The 18,089-nt window shown below is 66.7% G+C and carries 16 protein-coding genes and 1 pseudogene; 9 read left to right on the top strand and 8 right to left on the bottom strand.

Annotated features, from left to right (window positions below):
- The first annotated feature begins 18 nt into the window (after nt 1–18).
- On the top strand, nt 19–339 hold the full coding sequence (locus MFM001_RS13830; protein WP_116375855.1) for a Zn-ribbon domain-containing OB-fold protein: 321 nt from the start codon (nt 19–21) through the stop codon (nt 337–339).
- Here the strand turns inward: MFM001_RS13830 and MFM001_RS13825 are convergent.
- Both MFM001_RS13825 and MFM001_RS13820 read right to left on the bottom strand, forming a co-directional pair.
- Nucleotides 332–2,491 carry an acyl-CoA dehydrogenase gene (locus tag MFM001_RS13825; RefSeq protein WP_116375854.1) on the bottom strand — a complete coding sequence of 720 codons (2,160 nt, stop codon included), beginning with the start codon at nt 2,489–2,491 and terminating at the stop codon, nt 332–334. The two genes, MFM001_RS13830 and MFM001_RS13825, sit on opposite strands and share 8 nt — an antisense overlap.
- Before the next feature lie 128 nt (nt 2,492–2,619).
- Nucleotides 2,620–3,384, bottom strand: coding sequence for an SDR family NAD(P)-dependent oxidoreductase (locus MFM001_RS13820; protein ID WP_116375853.1), 765 nt, complete (start codon nt 3,382–3,384; stop codon nt 2,620–2,622).
- 429 nt (nt 3,385–3,813) lie between these two features.
- Here MFM001_RS13820 and MFM001_RS13815 point away from each other — a divergent pair, with 429 nt between their 5' ends.
- Together MFM001_RS13815 and MFM001_RS13810 are read left to right on the top strand one after the other, a co-directional pair.
- Nucleotides 3,814–5,355, top strand: coding sequence for an ATP-dependent DNA ligase (locus tag MFM001_RS13815; RefSeq protein WP_116375852.1), 1,542 nt, complete (start codon nt 3,814–3,816; stop codon nt 5,353–5,355).
- A gap of 204 nt (nt 5,356–5,559) precedes the next feature.
- A pseudogene (locus MFM001_RS13810) lies at nt 5,560–6,708 on the top strand (phosphatase PAP2 family protein); the annotation flags it as partial.
- On the opposite strand, the gene MFM001_RS24855 reads toward MFM001_RS13810, so the two are convergent.
- Together MFM001_RS24855 and MFM001_RS13800 are read right to left on the bottom strand one after the other, a co-directional pair.
- The gene (locus MFM001_RS24855) at nt 6,598–7,527 is read right to left on the bottom strand and encodes a D-2-hydroxyacid dehydrogenase family protein (RefSeq protein WP_160118014.1); all 930 of its coding nucleotides are present in this window, start codon (nt 7,525–7,527) and stop codon (nt 6,598–6,600) included. The pseudogene MFM001_RS13810 and the gene MFM001_RS24855 sit on opposite strands and share 111 nt — an antisense overlap.
- Nucleotides 7,524–8,000: a VOC family protein gene (locus MFM001_RS13800; RefSeq protein ID WP_116375849.1), complete on the bottom strand. Its 477-nt coding sequence runs from the start codon at nt 7,998–8,000 to the stop codon at nt 7,524–7,526. The genes MFM001_RS24855 and MFM001_RS13800 overlap by 4 nt, the downstream gene beginning before the upstream one ends.
- A gap of 124 nt (nt 8,001–8,124) precedes the next feature.
- On the opposite strand from MFM001_RS13800, the gene MFM001_RS13795 reads away from it, so the two are divergent.
- Nucleotides 8,125–9,096: an enoyl-CoA hydratase/isomerase family protein gene (locus tag MFM001_RS13795; RefSeq protein WP_116375848.1), complete on the top strand. Its 972-nt coding sequence runs from the start codon at nt 8,125–8,127 to the stop codon at nt 9,094–9,096.
- Nucleotides 9,097–9,126: 30 nt separating this feature from the next.
- Here MFM001_RS13795 and MFM001_RS13790 read toward each other — a convergent pair whose 3' ends face one another.
- Complete coding sequence (locus MFM001_RS13790; RefSeq protein ID WP_116375847.1) at nt 9,127–9,534, bottom strand: VOC family protein; 408 nt, start codon at nt 9,532–9,534, stop codon at nt 9,127–9,129.
- A gap of 5 nt (nt 9,535–9,539) precedes the next feature.
- Entirely contained in the window at nt 9,540–9,989 is a 450-nt protein-coding gene (locus MFM001_RS13785) for a helix-turn-helix transcriptional regulator (RefSeq protein WP_116375846.1), read from the bottom strand.
- A gap of 57 nt (nt 9,990–10,046) precedes the next feature.
- Between MFM001_RS13785 and MFM001_RS13780 the strand changes: the two genes are divergently transcribed.
- From MFM001_RS13780 to MFM001_RS13765, 4 genes are all read left to right on the top strand, one after another.
- The gene (locus MFM001_RS13780) at nt 10,047–10,931 is read left to right on the top strand and encodes an NAD(P)-dependent oxidoreductase (protein ID WP_116375845.1); all 885 of its coding nucleotides are present in this window, start codon (nt 10,047–10,049) and stop codon (nt 10,929–10,931) included.
- 62 nt (nt 10,932–10,993) lie between these two features.
- Entirely contained in the window at nt 10,994–11,785 is a 792-nt protein-coding gene (locus tag MFM001_RS13775; RefSeq protein ID WP_116375844.1) for a phthiotriol/phenolphthiotriol dimycocerosates methyltransferase, read from the top strand.
- 108 nt (nt 11,786–11,893) lie between these two features.
- Nucleotides 11,894–13,330, top strand: a complete 1,437-nt coding sequence (locus MFM001_RS13770) for a cytochrome P450 (protein ID WP_142760697.1) — start codon at nt 11,894–11,896, stop codon at nt 13,328–13,330.
- 4 nt (nt 13,331–13,334) lie between these two features.
- Complete coding sequence (locus MFM001_RS13765; RefSeq protein ID WP_116375842.1) at nt 13,335–14,066, top strand: siderophore-interacting protein; 732 nt, start codon at nt 13,335–13,337, stop codon at nt 14,064–14,066.
- A gap of 53 nt (nt 14,067–14,119) precedes the next feature.
- Here the strand turns inward: MFM001_RS13765 and MFM001_RS13760 are convergent, their stop codons facing one another.
- Together MFM001_RS13760 and MFM001_RS13755 are read right to left on the bottom strand one after the other, a co-directional pair.
- Entirely contained in the window at nt 14,120–15,472 is a 1,353-nt protein-coding gene (locus MFM001_RS13760; protein ID WP_116375841.1) for a cytochrome P450, read from the bottom strand.
- A gap of 64 nt (nt 15,473–15,536) precedes the next feature.
- The gene (locus MFM001_RS13755) at nt 15,537–16,943 is read right to left on the bottom strand and encodes a hypothetical protein (protein WP_371685537.1); all 1,407 of its coding nucleotides are present in this window, start codon (nt 16,941–16,943) and stop codon (nt 15,537–15,539) included.
- Between the two features lie 273 nt (nt 16,944–17,216).
- Between MFM001_RS13755 and MFM001_RS13750 the strand changes: the two genes are divergently transcribed.
- A complete protein-coding gene (locus MFM001_RS13750) occupies nt 17,217–17,978 on the top strand; it encodes an alpha/beta fold hydrolase (protein WP_116375840.1) in 762 nt (253 codons plus the stop codon).
- Nucleotides 17,979–18,089 lie beyond the last annotated feature (111 nt).

The following is an 18,089-nucleotide window of genomic DNA, read 5'->3' as shown; positions in this document are numbered from 1 at the left end:
GAGTGTACTGTATTTCGCGTGACAGATCGGGGGTTACTCGTCGAGCATTGCGACGCATGCGCCCGCTGGGTGCACCCGCCGAGCGGCGCGTGCCCGGATTGCGGCGGCCCGCTGGCTGCCCGCCCGGTATCCGGACGCGGCACGGTGTTCACCTACACGGTCAACTACCACCCGTATAACCCCGATCTGCCGACCCCGTACGTGATCGCGATCGTCGAGCTGGACGAGGGGCTTCGACTGGCCGCCAATATCGTTGACTGCGAACCGGATTCGGTGACGTGCGGGATGCCCGTCGCGGTTCGGCCCGACGAGCAGGCGCTGGTCTTCGCGCCTACTTGATCAGCGGGTCGCGCGGCATGCCGAGAATCCGCTCGGCGATCTGGTTGCGGGTGACCTCCGAGGTGCCCCCGGCGATGGCCATGCCACGCGCGCCCATCAACATCCTGCTGACCAGCCCGGCCGGTCCGTCGGCCAAAGCGATCTCGGGCCCCAGCAGCGCCGCGCCGATCGCGGCGCCCTCGCCCATGTGCTCGGCGAGCGTGAGTTTGGTGATGTTTCCCTCTGGCCCCGGACCGGCGCCCTCGATGCTGCGGGCGGCGCGGCGCAGGTTCAGCAGCCGCAGCGCGTGTTCGCCCGCCAGGAAGGCGCCGACGCGAACGGTGGCGCCCGCCAAGTGATCTGCGCGCTGCTGGGCCAGCTGCACCAGTTGCGCACCGACGCCCTGGTAGTACGACGTGCCGCCGCCGATGCTGACCCGCTCGTTGCCCAGCGTCGCCCGCGCCACCGTCCATCCGGTGTTCGGCTCGCCCACGACGTCCTCATCGGGAACGAACACGTCGTTGAAGAACACCTCGTTGAAGTCGGAGCCGCCGGTGATCTGGCGCAACGGCCGGACCTCGACGCCGGGCGCTTTCATGTCGATGATCGCCGTGGTGATCCCGGCGTGCTTGGGCGCGTCGGCATCGGTGCGCACGGTTGCGAGCCCGCGACGACAGTAGTGGGCGCCGCTGGTCCACACCTTCTGCCCGTTGATCTTCCAGCCGCCGTCGACCCGGGTCGCCTTGGTCTTGATGCCCGCCGCGTCCGATCCGGCGTCGGGCTCGGAGAAGAGCTGGCACCAGATCTCCTCTTGGCGCAGCGCCTTCTCGACGAATCTCTCGATCTGCGAAGGGGTTCCGTGCTGGATGAGCGTCAGGATGACCCATCCGGTGATCTGGTAGTCCGGCCGCTTGACGCCCGCCGCGGTGAACTCCTGCTCGATCACCAGTTGCTCGACGGCATCGGCGGCAAGGCCCCACGGCTTGGGCCAGTGCGGCATCACGTAGCCGGTCGCGATCAGCCGATCCAGCTGCCCCTTCTTGTCCAGTGCGGCGATCTCGGTGGCATCGGCACGCACCCGGCCGCGCAGTTCTTCAGCCTCGGGCGGTAGGTCCAGGCTGTTGGCCCGGGTGACGCCGGCGGCGGTGCGGTCGAAGACGTCCTGGGCGGGCGCGTCGCCACCGAACAGCGCACGCGTGGTCAGTGCGCGACGCAGGTGCAGATGCGCGTCGTGCTCCCAAGTGAATCCGATCCCACCGTGCACCTGGATGTTCAGTTCGGCGTTGCGCGCGTAGGCCGGGAACGCCAGCGTGGCGGCGACGGCAGCGATGAGCCGGAATTGCTCTTCGTCTTCCCCGGCCGCGCGGGATGCGTCCCACACCGCGGCGGTCGCCGACTCGGCGCCCACCAGCATGTTGGCGCAGTGATGTTTCACGGCTTGGAACGTGGCGATCGTGCGGCCGAATTGCTGACGTACTTTGGCGTAGTCGACGGCGGCGTCGACGCAATCTGCCGCTCCACCAACGGCTTCGGCGGCCAGCAGCGCGCGGGCCCGCGCCAGTGCGGATTCCCGGGCGCCCGGCAGGACGTCGTCGACGCGGACGTTGTGCAGGCTGACCCGCCCGGAGCGACGGGTCGGGTCGAGGTTGTCGGGCACGTCGACCGTCACGCCGTCGCGGGCCCGGTCGAGCACCAGCACGTCGTCGCCCGCGGCGATCAGCAACAGCTCGGCGAGCCCGGCGCCCAACACGATTCCGGCGTCGCCGGTGGCCACTCCGCCGTCGACCCTGACGTCACCGCCGAGCCCGACACCGGCGGTGACGGTGCCGTCGATCAGCCCGGGCAGCAGCCGCGCCTTCTGCTCGTCGCTGCCGTCCTTGGCTATTACGGCCGACGCGATCACGGTCGGCACGAACGGTCCCGGCGCCACCGCGCGGCCGAGCTCTTCGATCACCACGACGAGTTCGGGCAGGCCGTATCCCGACCCGCCGTGCTCTTCGTCGATATGCAGGCCGAGCCAGCCGAGCTCGACGAGGTCATGCCAGAACGGCGGGCGGGACTCGTCCGCCGAATCGAGCAGCGAGCGCGCCGCCCAGCGCGCTTTCTGCGAGGTCAGGAATGCGCGGGCCACCTCGGCGAGTTCGCGATGGTCGTCGGTCAATGCGATACCCATCAGGGGGCCTCCTCGTCGATGTGCGCCGACTAAAGAGTGTACTTAATCTAGGTCGGGCCGCGAGACAGACGCCTGGGCTGTGATCCGGCGCGGATCACGGCCCTAGCGTCTGTCTCGCGCCCAATGACCTACTTCGGCGCGAAGCGCTGCCCGGCGTCCAGGCGCAGGCACTGGCCGTTGAGCATCGGGTTGTCCACGATGGCCGCAACCAGCTTGGCGTATTCCTCGGGACGGCCCAGCCGCTTCGGGAACGCCGCGTCCTTGGTCAGCGCGGTGGCGTACTCGTCGGGAATGCCCTGAGTGAGTCCGGTGGCGAACAGGCTGGGCGCAATTGCGAGTACCCGGATGCCCATCGAGCCGAGGTCGCGCGCCATGGTCAGGCACATGCCCGCGATGCCCGCCTTGGCCGCGGTGTAGGCGACCTGCCCGATCTGGCCCTCGAACGCCGCGATCGAGGCGGTGTTGATGATGACGCCGCGCTCCTCGTCCTCGGGCTCGTTCTTGGCCATGTGCGCGGCGGCCAGCCGGCTGATGTTGAAGGTGGCGACGAGGTTGAGATCGATCACCGATTGGAAGGATTCGAGGTCGTGCGGGCCGGACTTGGACAACGTCCGCTTGGCGATGCCGCCGCCGGCCGTCGTCACCACCACGTGCAGCCCGCCGAGCGCGTCGACCGCCGCGGCCAGCGTCTCCTCGGTGCCGGCAAAGTCGGTGACGTCGACCGGGTAGAACGTGCCGCCGCCCTTGAGGCCCGCGGCCACGTCCTTGCCGTCGGAGCCCTCGCGGTCAAGCACTGCAACGCTTGCCCCGCGCTCGGCCAGCAGTTCGGCGCTGGCGCGGCCCATGCCCGACGCGCCGCCGATGACGACGACCTTCTTGCCGTTGATCTCCATTCAAACCTCCTCGTTGAGTTGCGGCGATCGCAAGCGCGCGGTGGCGCTGCGGACGGGTCGCCGCTGAATGACTGCCCATGCACGCTATCGCGAAGCCGCGCACAGTCCTCGGCCAGGCATGCCAAGCTCGGGTCTTACGAGCCAGGTGTCTTTTCGGCCGGCGCTTCCGCTGCGGGCCGGTCGGAAAACACCGGGTGCTCCACCGGTGCCGCGGAATCGTCTCGTGACCGAACAACCGGACGAGTTGCGGTGTGAGAGAACAGGTTCGAGTAATCCACAGGCATTTCCTTCAGGCTCTGGGTCGCCCGACACACGCTGTCGCGGGCCGGCCGAAAGAATCAAAGTCGCGCAGTAATGACAAGCGACCTGCTACCGACCCTACGCCTGCTGCCCGAAACAGCCTGTCGGCGGTGCGTGCAAAGCTGAGCTGTGCTCCTGATCGACGTCGCCACCGCCTCGGCCGAGGTGGGCGGCGCCTCGGCGCGGCGGGCCAAGGTCGGGCGGATCGCCGAGCTGCTGAGCCAGGCCAAGGCGGATCCCGGGCTGGTCGCCATCGTCGTCTCATGGCTTTCCGGTGAGTTGCCGCAACGCCAAATCGGTGTCGGCTGGGCCAGTTTGCGTTCGCTACCCGCTGCCGCCACCCAGCCGAGCCTGACGGTCGCCGACGTCGACGCCACCTTCTCGGCGATACGTGCGATATCAGGACCGGGATCACAGGCCCGCCGCGCCGCCGCCGTCGCGGAACTGTTCGCGGCCGCCACCCAGACCGAGCAGACGTTTCTCCGCGCGTTGCTGACGGGCGAGTTGCGCCAGGGCGCGCTGGCCGGCGTGATGGCCGACGCCGTCGCTCAGGCCGCGCAGCTTCCGGCCGCCGCGGTGCGCCGCGCGGCGATGCTCGGCGGAGCTCTGCCCGCGGTGGCCGCCGCCGCCCTGACCGGCGGCGAAGCGGCGCTGGATGCGTTCACACTGCAAGTAGGCCGACCGGTCGGCCCGATGCTGGCGCAGACCGCGACCAGCGTTGCCGACGCACTCGAAAGACTGGGCGGCACAGCGGTTTTCGAAGCAAAGCTGGACGGCGCGCGGGTACAGATCCACCGGGCCGGCGACCAAGTGACGGTCTACACCCGCAGCCTCGACGACGTCACCGCCCGGTTGCCCGAGGTGGTCGAGGCGACGCTGGCGCTGCCGGTCACCGAGCTGATCGCCGACGCGGAGGCCATCGCGCTGCGGCCCGACAACCGACCGCAGCCCTTTCAGGTGACCGGGTCGCGGTTCGGCCGATCGGTCGACGTCGCGGCGGCTCGCGCGGCGCACGAGCTGTCGGTGTTCTACTTCGACGTTTTGCACCGCGACGGCGTGGACCTGCTCGACGCGCCGACCACTGAGCGCATCGAGGTGCTCGACGACATCGCGCCCGCGCAAAACCGGGTCGACCGGCTGATCACCGACAACCCGGCGGCCGCGGCCGGCTTTTTGGACGCCACGCTGGCCGCCGGGCACGAAGGGGTGATGGCCAAGTCGCCGACGGCGCCGTACGAGGCCGGGCGCCGCGGCGCCGGCTGGCTCAAGGTCAAACCGGTGCACACCCTGGACCTGGTGGTGCTGGCCGTCGAGTGGGGGTCGGGGCGCCGCAGCGGCAAGCTGTCCAACATACACCTGGGCGCCCGCGATCCGGCGACCGGCGGCTTTGTGATGCTGGGCAAAACGTTCAAGGGCATGACCGACGCCATGCTGGACTGGCAGACCGCGCGATTCCGGGAATTGGCCGTCGGCACCACCGACGGCTACGTGGTGCAACTGCGGCCCGAGCAGGTGGTGGAGATCGCGTTCGACGGGCTGCAGCGCTCGTCGCGCTACCCCGGTGGGCTTGCCCTGCGGTTCGCCCGGGTGCTGCGCTACCGCGACGACAAGGGCCCCGCCGAGGCGGACACCATCGACACCGTGCGCGCCCTCTACGACCAAAGCGGCTGACCCGCCCGCGTTTTCACAGCCGGCGCACAGGTCCGGCTCATCGGGTAGAAAGTCTGGACCGGTGTGATCGGAGGCCGGTCGACACCGTGGCCGGTCGAAATGACGGGCTTGGCCGCCGATCCCTAGCACAATGCCCTTATGCAGGACGACCGGACGCAGACACGATTGCCCTGGTTTCCGTAACGGCCCGATCGAAAGGTCCAGGTGTTCACCCGCGAATCGCAGTCGGACGTCGCGCCGTGCGACAGCGCCACCCTGCGCGAGCGGCGGCTGATCCTGGTCCGGCGCGCGGCCATCACGGTGTGGGCCCTTGTCGTGGTGTACCGGACCCTGACGGCCGGCCTCGCCTTCAACCGCGAACTGCTGCTGCTCTACATCGCCACCGGGCTGATCGCGGCAAGCATCGGCCGCCCCCGCCAGGTGCTCGCCGTCGTTCGCGACTGGCTGCCGTTCGCGCTGGTCCTGTTGCTGTACGACCTCAGCCGGGGCGCCGCCGGCCTGGTCGGCGCACCGACGCTGTGGCAGTTCCAGCCCGCCGCGGACCGGTGGCTGTTCTTCGGCATCGAGCCGACGGTGTGGCTGCAGGAACACCTGAAAATGGCGCAACCGCCCTGGTGGGAGGTGGTCATCAGCGGCGTCTACATGTCGTTCTTCGTGCTGCCGTACGTGGTCGCCGGGGTGCTCTGGCTGCGCAACCGTGACGACTGGGCCGCGTTCGTCCGCCGGTTCGTCGTGTTGTCGTTCGCGTCGCTGATCGGCTACGTGCTGATGCCCTCCGCGCCGCCGTGGGCCGCCGCGCGCTGCACCGCCACCGACGTCGCCGGCGGTCCGTCCAACCCGCCGTGCATGTTCCGGAGCCCCGCCGGTGTGCCCGACGGCGGGCTGCTGGGCGCGATGCACACCCACCAGGCCGGTGCCCATCCTTTTGTGGAGCGAATCTCCACCCGCGGGTGGGGCACCCTGCACCTGCAGTCGGCGGGCGCGCTGGTGGACTCCGGGCAGGCCAGCGTGAACCTGGTGGCGGCCATCCCGTCGCTGCACGCCGGGTTGTCGGCGATGGTCGCGGTGTTCCTGTGGCGGCGCGTCAAGGCGCGGTGGCGGCCACTGCTGGCTGCCTACGTGCTGGTGATGGCGTTCACGCTGGTGTACTCGGCTGAGCACTACGTCATCGACATCCTGCTGGGCTGGGCTCTGGCCGCGATCGTGATGCTGGTGGTCGGCCGCCTCGAGTCGCGACGGCGCTCATCCGGCGCTGAGCCAGCGGGCGATCTCGGCGGCGGCCTCGCCGTAGAAGGTGCGGTAGACGCGGTCGGCGACGTAGCCGATGTGCGGGGTGGCGACGACGTTGTCGAGCGACCGCAGCGGGTGCTCGGCCGGCAGCGGCTCGATGTCGAAGACGTCGAGCCCGGCGCCCGCGAGCCGGTGGGAGCGCAGCGCGTCGACCAGGGCCGTCTCGTCGACGATCGGGCCGCGCGAGGTGTTGACTAGCAACGCCGTCCGCTTCATCAGTCCCAACTCGGCAGCGCCGACCAGCCCGCGACTGCGCTCGCTGAGCACCAGGTGGATGGTCAACACGTCGGCGCGGCCGAACAACTCGTCTTTGCTCACGTAGGTGGCACCGGCCTGCGCGGCGGCCTCGGGGGTCAGGTTGGTGCTCCACGCGATGACGTCCATGCCGAAGGCCGCCCCGACCCGCGCCACCCGGCGGCCGATCCGGCCCAGCCCGAGCACACCCAGTACCGTGCCGCCCAGTTGGCGACCGACCGACGTCTGCCAGCCGCCGGCGCGCACCGAGAGCGTTTCGTCGACGATCCGGCGGGCGGCGGTCAGGATCAGCGCCCAGGTCAGCTCGACGGTCGACTCGATGTAGCCGCCTGTCGTGCTGACGTGGATGCCGCGTTCTTTGGCCGCCGCGACGTCGACGGCCGCGTTGAACGGCCCGGTGGATGCGATCATCTTCAGTCGCGGCAGACGCTCGATGATGCTGCGCGGCAAGGGCGTTCGCTCCCGCATCACGCACACCACGTCGAACGGCGCCAACCGTTCGACGACGGCGTCGGGGTCGGCGACGTGATCGGTGAAGACGGTGATCTCCGCACGCGCGGCCACCTGCGACCAGTCGGCCGTGGAGAGCGCGACGTTCTGGTAGTCGTCGAGGATCGCGACTTTCACTGTGCGGTCCAGTGTTCGCCGAAGGCGCTGCCCGCGGCGGGCTCGTTGACGCCAAAGACGAAGGGCGCGAACACAACTTCGCGGTCGTCGGGGTCGCGGTAGATGACCGCTCCGGTCGCCGCCCAGTACGGGTGCGAGTCCACTGGTTGCATCCCTGCCGTCCGCAGCCGGGCCGTCGCCTGGCGTTGCGCGCCGGCGTCGGGAAAGAACAGGCACAGCTGCTCGTGGCTGTCGACTGGGACGTGCTCGGCGGCTTGGACGATTTCGAAGGTGACGGCGGTCCCGGGCATTCCGAATACCGCCCCGGTGCTGCCGTAGCTGTCCTTGAAGGTTGCGCACAGCGGCAGCCCGACGAGGTCGCGGTAGAAGCGGACGGTCTGCTCGAAGTGCGCTGAGCGACGGGCGAAGCGGACGGCGCCGATCGAGGCAAGCTCCTGGGGCCAGGCCGTCGTGGCCGGGGTGAATGTGTTCATGCTGTGCACGCTAGGACCTCAACCGTAGTTCAGATCAAGTGTTTTAAGCAGAAAGTACAAATCGCCCGCGCTGCGTCCGATGCTGAGACACTGGCCGTCGCAACGACACAGACGGGAGACAACGATGCCGGAATACGACTACCAGCAAATGAAGAGGGACGCCGAGCCGCTCATCAAGTTCGAGAAGGACGTCAAGAACCGGATCGCCTACATCACCTTCGCTCGTCCGGAGGCGCAGAACTCCACCACGCTCGGCATGCGGCAGAACTACGCCGACCTGATCCACAAGTGCAACGTCGACGACGACGTCAAGGTGGTCGTGATCCGCGGCGAGGGCGAGGATTTCGGCAGCGGCGGTGATTTGCCCGAGCAGCGGGAAATGCTGGAAAACCCCGGCATGCCGCTGCTGCATGAGCTCGCGATCAACGACGACAACGTCAAATACCCGCCGGGCGGCTCGTATCGTTACCTGTCCACCGTCACCGACTTCTACGCCAAGGCCCCCGCGGGCAACCGGCCCCTGCAGGAGCTGCGCAAGATCAGCATCGTCGAGGCCAAGGGCTACTGCTACGGCTGGCACTTCTACCAGGCCGGCGATGCCGACCTGGTGATCTCCTCCGACGACGCGCTATTCGGCCACCCGGCGTTCCGCTACGTGGGCTGGGGCCCGCGGCTGTGGTGGTGGGCCGAAACGATGGGCCTACGCAAGTTCTCCGAAATGCTGTTCACCGGGCGGCCTTTCAGCGCCAAGGAAATGTACGAGTGCGGTTTTGTCAACAGCGTGGCGCCGCGCGACAAGCTCGAGGAAGAGACGCTCAAGTATGCGATGGCCTGCTCACGCTCCCGGCCCACCGACACCGTCGCCGTGCAGAAGACTTTCCTCGAGCTGTACAAGCAGCACAAGGGCGAGTACTTCGGGAGCTTGCTGACCGGGATGGTCGAAGGCATGCTGCCGTTGATCCAGAACGACCAGGACAACGAGGTCGACCTCACCGAAGGTACCTTCGGCAAGGGCTTGAACAACGTCGTGAAGGACAACGACATGAACTTCCCGCCCGAGTGGCGGCTGAGCCGCTCGGGCCGCAGCAAGCCCTGACGGATCGCGTTGGGCCGCAACGGAATCGGCTCAGCGCAGCTGTTGAACGCGGATCATGTTGCCTGCAGGATCGCGTAGAGCGAAGTCGCGCACCCCGTAGGGCTGCTCGGTGGGCTCCTGCACGATCTCGACGTCGCGGGCTTGGAGTTGTTCGAAGACGCCGTCGAGGTCCTTGGTGGCCAGCAGCAGCATGCCGTAGTTGCCCTTGGCCATCATCTCGGTGATGACCCGGCGTTCCTCGTCGGTGAGGCCCGGGGTGGCGGCCGGCGGGTACAAGACGATGGAGGTGTCTTGACCGGGAGGGCCGAGCGTGATCCAGCGCATCGTGCCGGCGCCGACGTCGAGGCGGACGTCGAAACCGAGGGCGTCGCGGTAGAACGCCAGGGATTGTTCCGGGTCGTCGTGCGGCAGGAAGCTCGAGTGAATGGTGATGTCCATGGCGCTCACGGTATGTGCAGCGCGGGAATTGGTGCTTCTCGATTCCTGATCGGTCTGGTCACCTGTTTCTCGATGCACGACGGCATGCCCTCGGTCACCCCTGCTGTGCGTTGCCGATAAGTGCTGGGCGGCATGCCAACCAGCTCGGTGAAGCGGGTGCTGAACGTGCCCAGCGACGAGCAGCCGACCGCGAAGCACACCTCGGTGACGGACAGATCGCCGCGACGCAGCAACGCCATCGCACGCTCGATGCGACGGGTCATCAAATACGAATACGGCGACTCGCCGTAGGCGAGCTTGAACTGACGGCTGAGGTGACCGGCCGACATGTTCACCCCGCGGGCGAGCGCCTCGACGTCCAGCGGCTGCGCGTATTCGCGGTCGATGCGGTCGCGGACGCGGCGTAACAGCCTGAGGCCGCGCAGACGCTGCGCGTCGTCGGATGTGCGGGCCACACGCGGATGGTACGGCGGCTCGTACGATGCAAGCCACCAGAGGTTAGGGGTCGTGGAGTGGACATCGGTTTTATCGGGTTGGGCAAGATGGGATCTCCGGTGGCGAGCCGCCTCGTGGCCGCGGGCCATCATGTCGTCGTCTTCGACACCCGCAGCGAAGCGGTCGAATCCGTCGTGGCCGAGGGTGCCGAGCGTGCGGCATCCGCACGGGACGTCGCCGATCGCGTCGCCACGGTCATGGCCAGCCTGCCGACGCCGCAGGCGTCGATGGACGTGACTGCGACCGTTGCGAGTGGCAGCCGTATCCAGCGCTTCATCGACCTGTCCACGGTGGGAAGCCAAGCAGCGCAACGTAATCAGGAGCTACTCGCAAAGCAGGGAGTGGCGTTGCTGGACAGCCCGGTCAGCGGCGGCGTGCAGGGCGCTCGAGCGGGGACTCTGGCCGTGATGGTGTCGGGGCCGCGAGCCGAGTTCGACGCCGTCGCACCGGTTTTCGACGCCATCGGCCGAGCCATATTCGTCGGCGAGAAACCGGGCGCAGCACAAACGATGAAGCTGGTCAACAACTTGATGGCCGCCACGTCGTTGGCCGCGACGGCGGAGATCATGGTAATGGGAGTGAAGGCCGGCCTCGACGCCCAGGTCATGATCGACGTGCTCAACGCCGGGTCGGGCGCCACGCATGCGAGTCGGGAAAAGTTTCCGCGGGCGGTGCTTCCGCGCACCTTCGACTACGGGTTCGCGACGGGTCTGATGGTCAAGGACGTGCGGCTGTACCTCGACGAGGCAAAGGCGCTGGGAATCCCCACTCAGTTGGCTGACGCCGTCGCGCAGCTCTGGGAGGCAACCCTGGACGCGGAGGGACCCGAGTCCGACTTCACGTCGATCGTTAAGCCGCTGGAAGCGGCAGCGGGTGTGGTCGTGGGGACCGAGACCCGCTGACTGCCGGTCCCGCAGCGCCACGTCACCGTATTGCCGCGGCGCGTTTTGGGAATACCTTCTTCATGAGTATGGCAAGCCGGCTTGTATCCACTCCCGCGTGGAGAGTCTTCGCGAAGTATTACTACCCGTTCATCACCCGTCACGGCGCTGACGACGTGGCGCTCTTGAATTTGGGCTACGAGGAAGATCCGCCGATGGACGTGCCCTTAGTCGAGTCCGACGAGCCTGACCGGTTCTGCATCCAGCTCTACCACCGCACGGCGGCCCAGACCGACCTCACAGGCAAGAACGTGCTGGAGGTCAGCTGCGGTCATGGCGGCGGAGCGTCGTATCTGATGCGCACCATGGGGCCGGCTTCATACACGGGCCTGGACTTGAACCCGGCCGGAATCGAGGTTTGCCGCAAGACATACGACATGCCGGGCCTCGAGTTCGTCTGCGGCGATGCACAAAACTTGCCTTTCGACGACGGATCCTTCGACGCTGTGGTCAATATCGAGGCGTCGCATTGCTACCCGTCGCTTCCCCATTTCCTCGCCGAGGTGGCGCGAGTGCTGCGCCCGGGGGGTTGCTTCCTGTACGCGGATGTGCGCCGGTATGACCGTTTCTCGGAGTGGGAAACTGCGCTGGCCGACGCGCCGATGCGGATGATCTCCAAAGAGGACATAAGTGAGCAAGTTGTGCGCGGGCTGCAGAAGAGTTTGCCGCGGTCGCAGCAAATGTTCACGCGCCGCACGCCGCGCTTGTTGCGCGGGCCAGTGCGTGCTGCGGTCGCTGCGTCTCAAGCGAAGATCTGGCGCGGGCTGCAAAGTGGGGAGACCTCCTACCGGATGTACTGCTTCGCCACCGCCTGACGTCGGCGTAGGCCGCGGGGAACTTGCGCGGTTTCGTCTGCGGAAGTAACGGGGAGACTCTGTGCGGGGGGTTTGACGCTATTCGCCGCTGAGTACCAGGTGTATTCGATGACCGCGACGCAAGATATTTTCTGGATAACACGAAATCCCATCGGCCGTGCCCGCGACCTGCTGCGATCGCGGCGGCGACTCGACGACGCGCCGCGACCGCCGGGCCCGCGCGGGCGACCGTTCGTCGGCGTGCTTCCAGAGCTCAAGGCCGATCCATTCGGATACCTGCAGCACCTGGGCGCCGTCTACGGAGATGTCTTCCGGCTGCCGTTGCCGTTGTACGACGTGCTGATCGTGAACCATCCCGACCACGTGCGCCATGTCATGGCGCACCGCAACGGCGAGTACAGCATGGTCGGACCTGTCAGCTGGGCCAAAAATGTGCTGGGCACATCGATGCAGTTCCTGGAGGGAACCGAGTTTCGGCAGCGGCGCAAGCTGCTGGCACCGATGATGGGTCGCGGTCAACTCACCAAGGCCGCCGCCGTGATCACCGACGAATTCGCCAAACGCCTGGCGACGTGGGAGCGGTTCGCTGAAACCGGCGAACCGATCGACCTCCAGCACGAGATCAACGGTGTGGTCATCCCGGCGTTCATGCGCGCGATGTTCACCATCGAGCCGGCCGACGACGTGCTCGAAAGACTCGACATCGACATCCGCACTCTGATGGCGAGCGCGTCGTCCCCGCTATTCCTGGGCCCGCCGCCGCGACTCCTCCCGGGAGACGGCAATCCGGTGCAGGCATGGTGGCGGATGCGGCGGTGGGTGACGCAGCAGATCGACGAACGGCTAACTGACGGCACGTCTTACGACGACATGCTGCAGGTGCTTCTCGATGCGCGCTACGACGACGGTGCGCCGATCAGCCGGCGCGACGCCATCACCGAGGCCATCATGCTGATCGGCGGCGGTTACGAAACCGTCGTGGCCGCGTTGGCGTGGACGCTTGCGCTGCTCCCGCAAAATCCTGAAGCACAGCAGCGGCTCTACGACGAGATCGACGCGCTCGGCGGGGCCAGGCCCACCTACGACGACCTGGACCGGCTGGAGTGGACCAAGGCGTGCTTCGACGAGGGCCAGCGACTGCAGGGCCTGCTCTTACAGCCGCGGTTCGCGATGATCGACGACACCATCGGTGGCTACCGCATCCGCCGCGGCAACCTGATCGGCATACCGATCTACAACCTGCAGCGTGATCCGCGGTGGTGGGGACCCGACGCTGAGGCCTATGAACCAATGCGGTTCTATGACAAGGAAATTGCCGGCGCACGGCCCAATCTGGCCTACCTGCCTTTCGGCGCCGGACCACACCGCTGCTTCGGTGCGGCGATGGGCTATTTGGAGGCACAGTTTCTGCTCGCCCAGATTTTTCAGCGTTTCCGGATCCAAAACCCGCCCGGCTGGGCTCCGCGGCATGATCCGGCTGTCGTCTGGCCGGTCAAAGATGGCGTGCCCGCCATCCTCACCAAAGTGCCGGCCCGAGCGAAATAACGGCATGAGCGAACAGCAAGGAACGCGGGGTTTGGGCGGCGCACTGCTGAAAATACTTGGTGCAGACGATTACCGGCTCACCGTGACCGATCGGCGAGAGATCACTCCCCACTATGTGCGGTTGAGCTTCGACGCCGGCGGCATGCTGAGCGCGCACCCGCCGCACCCGACGATGTGGGTCCGGATGTGGTTCGCCGACGGAGATCGGCTGCACCAACGCGGATACACACTCGTCGACCCCGATCCCGAGGCCGACAGCGTGGACATCGAATTCGCGCTGCACGGCGGTCTGGCATCGCAATGGGCGGAGACGGCACAGCCGGGAGACGTCGTCAAAGCCACTGTCCTGGGCAGTAAGTTCACCCTCCCGCAGCCGCCCCCCGCCGGATACATCATCGTCGGCGACAGCGCCTCACTACCGGCGATCAACTCGTTGCTCAACGCCATCGATGATGTACCCGCTCGGGTCTATCTGGAGGCGGGCTACGACGACGACAGAGACCTGCCGGTTGCGCGCGATGCGGCCGTCACCTGGGTCGACCGTGCAGAGGACGGAAAAGCTTTGGTGGCAAAGGTCAAATCGGAGGCGTTCGATGCGCGAGACCACTTCGGGTGGGTGGCCAGCGACAGCCGCACCACGCGGTCGCTGAAAGGAGTTCTGCAGAACGACTTCGGCATCCCCCGCAAATCGATTGCCGCGCGGGCGTATTGGATAGTCGGGCGTTCGATGGAATAACTCGCGGCGATCGCAAGCGCGGCGAAGCCGGGCGCGGCGGGTCGGCGCTAACCCTACAGCGGTCGACGCCTGCGGACCGTGATGCGACCGCCCTTTTTCGGCAGGAAGCCGAGGCCGCCGGCCTGTAACTTCTCTCCCGGCGCCTCGGTGGTCTGAATGGTCATGTTGCGCAGCACTGTCCGCACTACCACGTTCATTTCCATCTTCGCGAACGCGGCTCCGGCGCAGCGTCTCGTTCCTCCGCCGAATGGGATCCACGCGAAAGTGGACGGCTTGCTGTCGATGTAGCGCTGCGGGTCGAATCGATCGGGCTCCGGGAAGGCGTCGGAATTAGCGTGGCATTGCGAAAGGCTGACGATGATCGAGTAATCCCGGGGAAGCACCCACTCACCGAGCTCGAACGCCGGCACCCGCACCCGACGGCCGGAAAAATCGATGACCGACCTTGTGCGCTGCACTTCGTAAATCGCTGCGTGCCGCAGCTCGGTGTCGTCGGTGTCCGCCTCCTCGACCAGCGCGGACAGCACCTCCGGATGCCGGCTCAGCCGTTCGAAGACCCATGCCAACGTTGTGGCGGTGGTTTCGTGTCCGGCAACCAGAAGGGTGAGCAGGTCGTCACGAATGTCCTGTCGCGACATGGGCGAGCCGTCCTCGTACGCACTGCGTAACAGCAACGCAAAGATGTCGGTTCGGTCGCCCAAGTGCGGATCTGCCAGCCCTTTGTCAATCATGCGGTCGATGACGGCGTCGTACTTGCGCCGCCATCCCGCCAGCCGACCCCATGGGGTGTAGCGACCATAGGTCCGGCGCGGCATCGGCAAGACCGACAGCCGCGCACCCAGTCTGGCCCACGGCACGATGATGTCCCGTAGCTCGTCGAATTCGGTACCTTCGGCACCGAAAACCGCTCGCAGGATGACATTCAGCGTGATCTGTTTCATCGGCGGCAGGGTGGCGAACGGAGTGCCCTCGGGCCAATCGGCGATCTCGCGGAGGGTCTCCTCTTCGACGATGCGCTCGTAATTCTTCATATTGCTGGCGTGAAACGGTTGGGCCAGCAGTTTGCGCCGGCGCCGGTGATCGGCACCCTCAAGTCCGAACACCGAACCGGATCCCAACAGCCTGCTCAAGTTCGGCTTTATCACCCCGAGGTCATCTGGTCCGCTCGTGTAGATGTACTTGGCCAACTCGGGGTCGACTACCACTACAAGCCGTCCGAATACCGGCACATCCATCCTGAAGGCAGCCCCGTAGCGACGCGCCAAGCGTTCGGTGACCCACCGCCGCGCGGCAAAGAAAGCGATGCCCTGCGCCACTTTGGGAATCACGCGCGGCACCCCAGGTGGCAGCCTGACCGGCGGCGGCCGCTGTGTTGCCTGGCTTTTCGGGGTTGTCGTGCTACTCATCAGAAATCCTTCGCGAAACCTACGTCCTACGAGATGACGGTTACCCACTAATTCGCAGCCTGCACTACTCGACCACGCCCCCAAGCTGGAACTCGGCCAGAGTGCGGGCGACCAAGTCGCGCAATTCGTACTTCGAATTTTTGGCGCCAGGTCGGTAGGCGGTGACCGTGATACACATCTTGCCGCCGGTCCGCAGCAGGAACAGGGCAAGTTCGCCGTACGCGCGTTCGAGGTCATGTCGCATGACGCGTTGAATCATCCCCCGCCCGAACGCAATTTCGGCCTCGGTGCCATCAGGGCGACCGGCAACTACTGGCATGTCGCCCATGCTGGAGAACGCCACAGGTAGATCGGCATAGCAGAACGCCGCTTCGGTGAGCCGTTTCAGCGCCCGCTTCGGTGCGAATGGCGCCAGCGGCGCCAGCGGAAGCAGGGGCGAAGCCTGTTCCGGGGCTTGCCGCAAAGTCTCGAACGCTTGTCTGATCGCCGCACGGGCATCGGACAAATCGGAAGTCACCCTGGCTGGGTCGATGCCGACATTGACGAACGACAGTGTGTTGGCACGGGAATCGGCCTCGGTACGGTCGCTGAGCGGGATCTGTAAGGTGACGGCGCCGTCGCCAGCACGTCGACGGCCCATGCGCTCCGCGAGTTTGGCGGCGAAACCGGCCGCCAGATGATGGCTCTTGCCGCCGAGAGCCTTCGCGCGCTTGTCCCAATCGTCGAGATCGACGTGAATTGCGACCGCCGGAACCACCACGGGTTCGTCGCGGTCGGTGGTCTGGACGGGGATGAGTTTCGTTGGTGGCGAGGGAGTTTGATCGCGCGGACGCCGACGCGCCATTTTCGCCGCCCCGGCAATCGCTCGCCTGACCTCGGGTATGCCTTGCACGGTTTGGCGGGCGTCTTGCGCCACCGCACGCAGCCTGGTCCGAGAACGCGGCGGTGGATAACCGAAGTCGCGCGTAATGCCGGCGGCCGCATCGGCGACGGCGCCGACAATCCCGAGACCATCGACGAGACCATGCGAAGCCACCAAACTCACCGCAGTCGAGCCGTCCGTCAGCGGAAGAACACCGAGATGCCAGCCGGGACCCCGCTCGGCATCCACGCGGAGTTGTCCACGCTCGTCGAGCCAGTCGCTGAGCTCGGCGCGCGGACGGGCGCGCTCGGCGATATCCATATCGGTCGGCCCCCGATCGCGAACCCAGCGGTGGCGGGCGAACGGCAGAGGCGAGCGTTCGATGCGCCGTCCCAACAAACCATCGCCCAGATGATGGTGGAAACGCCTCAGAGCCTCGAAGTCGACGGGGTGCTCGTAAATCCAGACGCACTGGACGATCGCGTTGCGCCCAGTCGCACGCTGCGTGAGGAACATGGCTTGATCCATGAACGACAGCCGATTGTCCCGCCGGGCTTCGCCGCCGAACGCGGTATCTCGGCGGTGGGCCCCATATGTCTGGACTGGCATTGTTGCGCCTCCGGTCAACTTCGGAGCTCTGTTATGGCGCGCTAACGGAACAGCTACCCGCACACGCCGAACGCAAACCGGTTTGCGTTGGTATTTGCGCGCGCTTCGCCGCACGTCGACGCCTGTCGAATAGCAAACCCACGTCTGGATCTTCGGCGTCACTTGCACATGATCGTGGTGTGTAGCCTGGAGATGTGTCACGCAGCGACCGCGGTTGTCGCGAGTAGACGCCGGTTCACGACCGCGAGTGGCAGGACCCCCGGGGGGGAACACATGAAAATGGACAGAACGAACGCGCCGACGTCCTTCGCGCCGTGGATCAAACACATGCCGGGACCCAACCGAGCGCCCAACAGCGGGGCTATCGTGGTCTTCCCGCACGCCGGAGCAGCGGCCGCCAGCTATCGGCGATTGGCAATGGCCCTGGCCGCGGGAAGTGACACGTTCGTCGTGCAATACCCGGGGCGGGCCGAGCGTCTCAACCACCCGGCGCCCAAAACCATTCATGACCTGGCCGGCGGATTGTTCGAGGCGGGCCCCTGGCACCGGGCCGCGCCACTGCGGTTGTTCGGACACAGCATGGGTGCTGTGGTCGCTTTCGAGTTCGCCCGGATCGTCGAGCAGTGCGGTATTGCGGTGCACAAGCTATGGGTGTCGGCCAGCCCGCCCCCGTCGACGGTTTCCGCTCTGCCCGACCTGCCGACCAGCACCACGGAAGTTCTCGCCGATGTCGCCGAAATGGGTGGGACGGATCCGCGGCTTTTGGCCGACGAGGAGTTCGCCGAGTTGCTCGCCCATGCGACGCGTTGCGACTACCAGGCGCTCAACCGCTACGACTGCAGCGACAGAACCCGGATTCGCGCCGATATCCACGCCATCGGCGGCCGACATGATCGCCGTGTGAACGCCGAGTCACTGCGACGGTGGGCCGATCACACCCGAGGGTCCTTCACGTTGTCGCTGTTCGACGGCGGACACTTCTACCTCGACGAGCACGTCAACACCGTCCCGAGGCGCGTCATCACCGACATTTAACGCCCGTTTGCCAAGGCGTCGCCTCCTGGTTGACGCTAACGAAAATTGTTGCGCGGCGCGCCTTTTAGCGGCCTTACCACCCCCCTCGAATTCCGGGCCAAGCAGGCGCCT

This window comes from Mycobacterium sp. MFM001, assembly GCF_003402475.1.
Lineage (GTDB): Bacteria > Actinomycetota > Actinomycetes > Mycobacteriales > Mycobacteriaceae > Mycobacterium.
Note: the sequence above shows the minus strand (reverse complement) of the source record. Positions and strands in the feature narration are given on the sequence as shown.

Coding starts and splice junctions, on each gene's coding strand:
- MFM001_RS13825 (WP_116375854.1), bottom strand. CDS start 2,491: ATGGGTATCGCATTGACCGACGACCATCGCGAACTCGCCGAGGTGGCC.
- MFM001_RS13820 (WP_116375853.1), bottom strand. CDS start 3,384: ATGGAGATCAACGGCAAGAAGGTCGTCGTCATCGGCGGCGCGTCGGGC.
- MFM001_RS13800 (WP_116375849.1), bottom strand. CDS start 8,000: ATGAACACATTCACCCCGGCCACGACGGCCTGGCCCCAGGAGCTTGCC.
- MFM001_RS13795 (WP_116375848.1), top strand. CDS start 8,125: ATGCCGGAATACGACTACCAGCAAATGAAGAGGGACGCCGAGCCGCTC.
- MFM001_RS13790 (WP_116375847.1), bottom strand. CDS start 9,534: ATGGACATCACCATTCACTCGAGCTTCCTGCCGCACGACGACCCGGAA.
- MFM001_RS13775 (WP_116375844.1), top strand. CDS start 10,994: ATGAGTATGGCAAGCCGGCTTGTATCCACTCCCGCGTGGAGAGTCTTC.
- MFM001_RS13770 (WP_142760697.1), top strand. CDS start 11,894: ATGACCGCGACGCAAGATATTTTCTGGATAACACGAAATCCCATCGGC.
- MFM001_RS13765 (WP_116375842.1), top strand. CDS start 13,335: ATGAGCGAACAGCAAGGAACGCGGGGTTTGGGCGGCGCACTGCTGAAA.
- MFM001_RS13760 (WP_116375841.1), bottom strand. CDS start 15,472: ATGAGTAGCACGACAACCCCGAAAAGCCAGGCAACACAGCGGCCGCCG.
- MFM001_RS13755 (WP_371685537.1), bottom strand. CDS start 16,943: ATGCCAGTCCAGACATATGGGGCCCACCGCCGAGATACCGCGTTCGGC.
- MFM001_RS13750 (WP_116375840.1), top strand. CDS start 17,217: ATGAAAATGGACAGAACGAACGCGCCGACGTCCTTCGCGCCGTGGATC.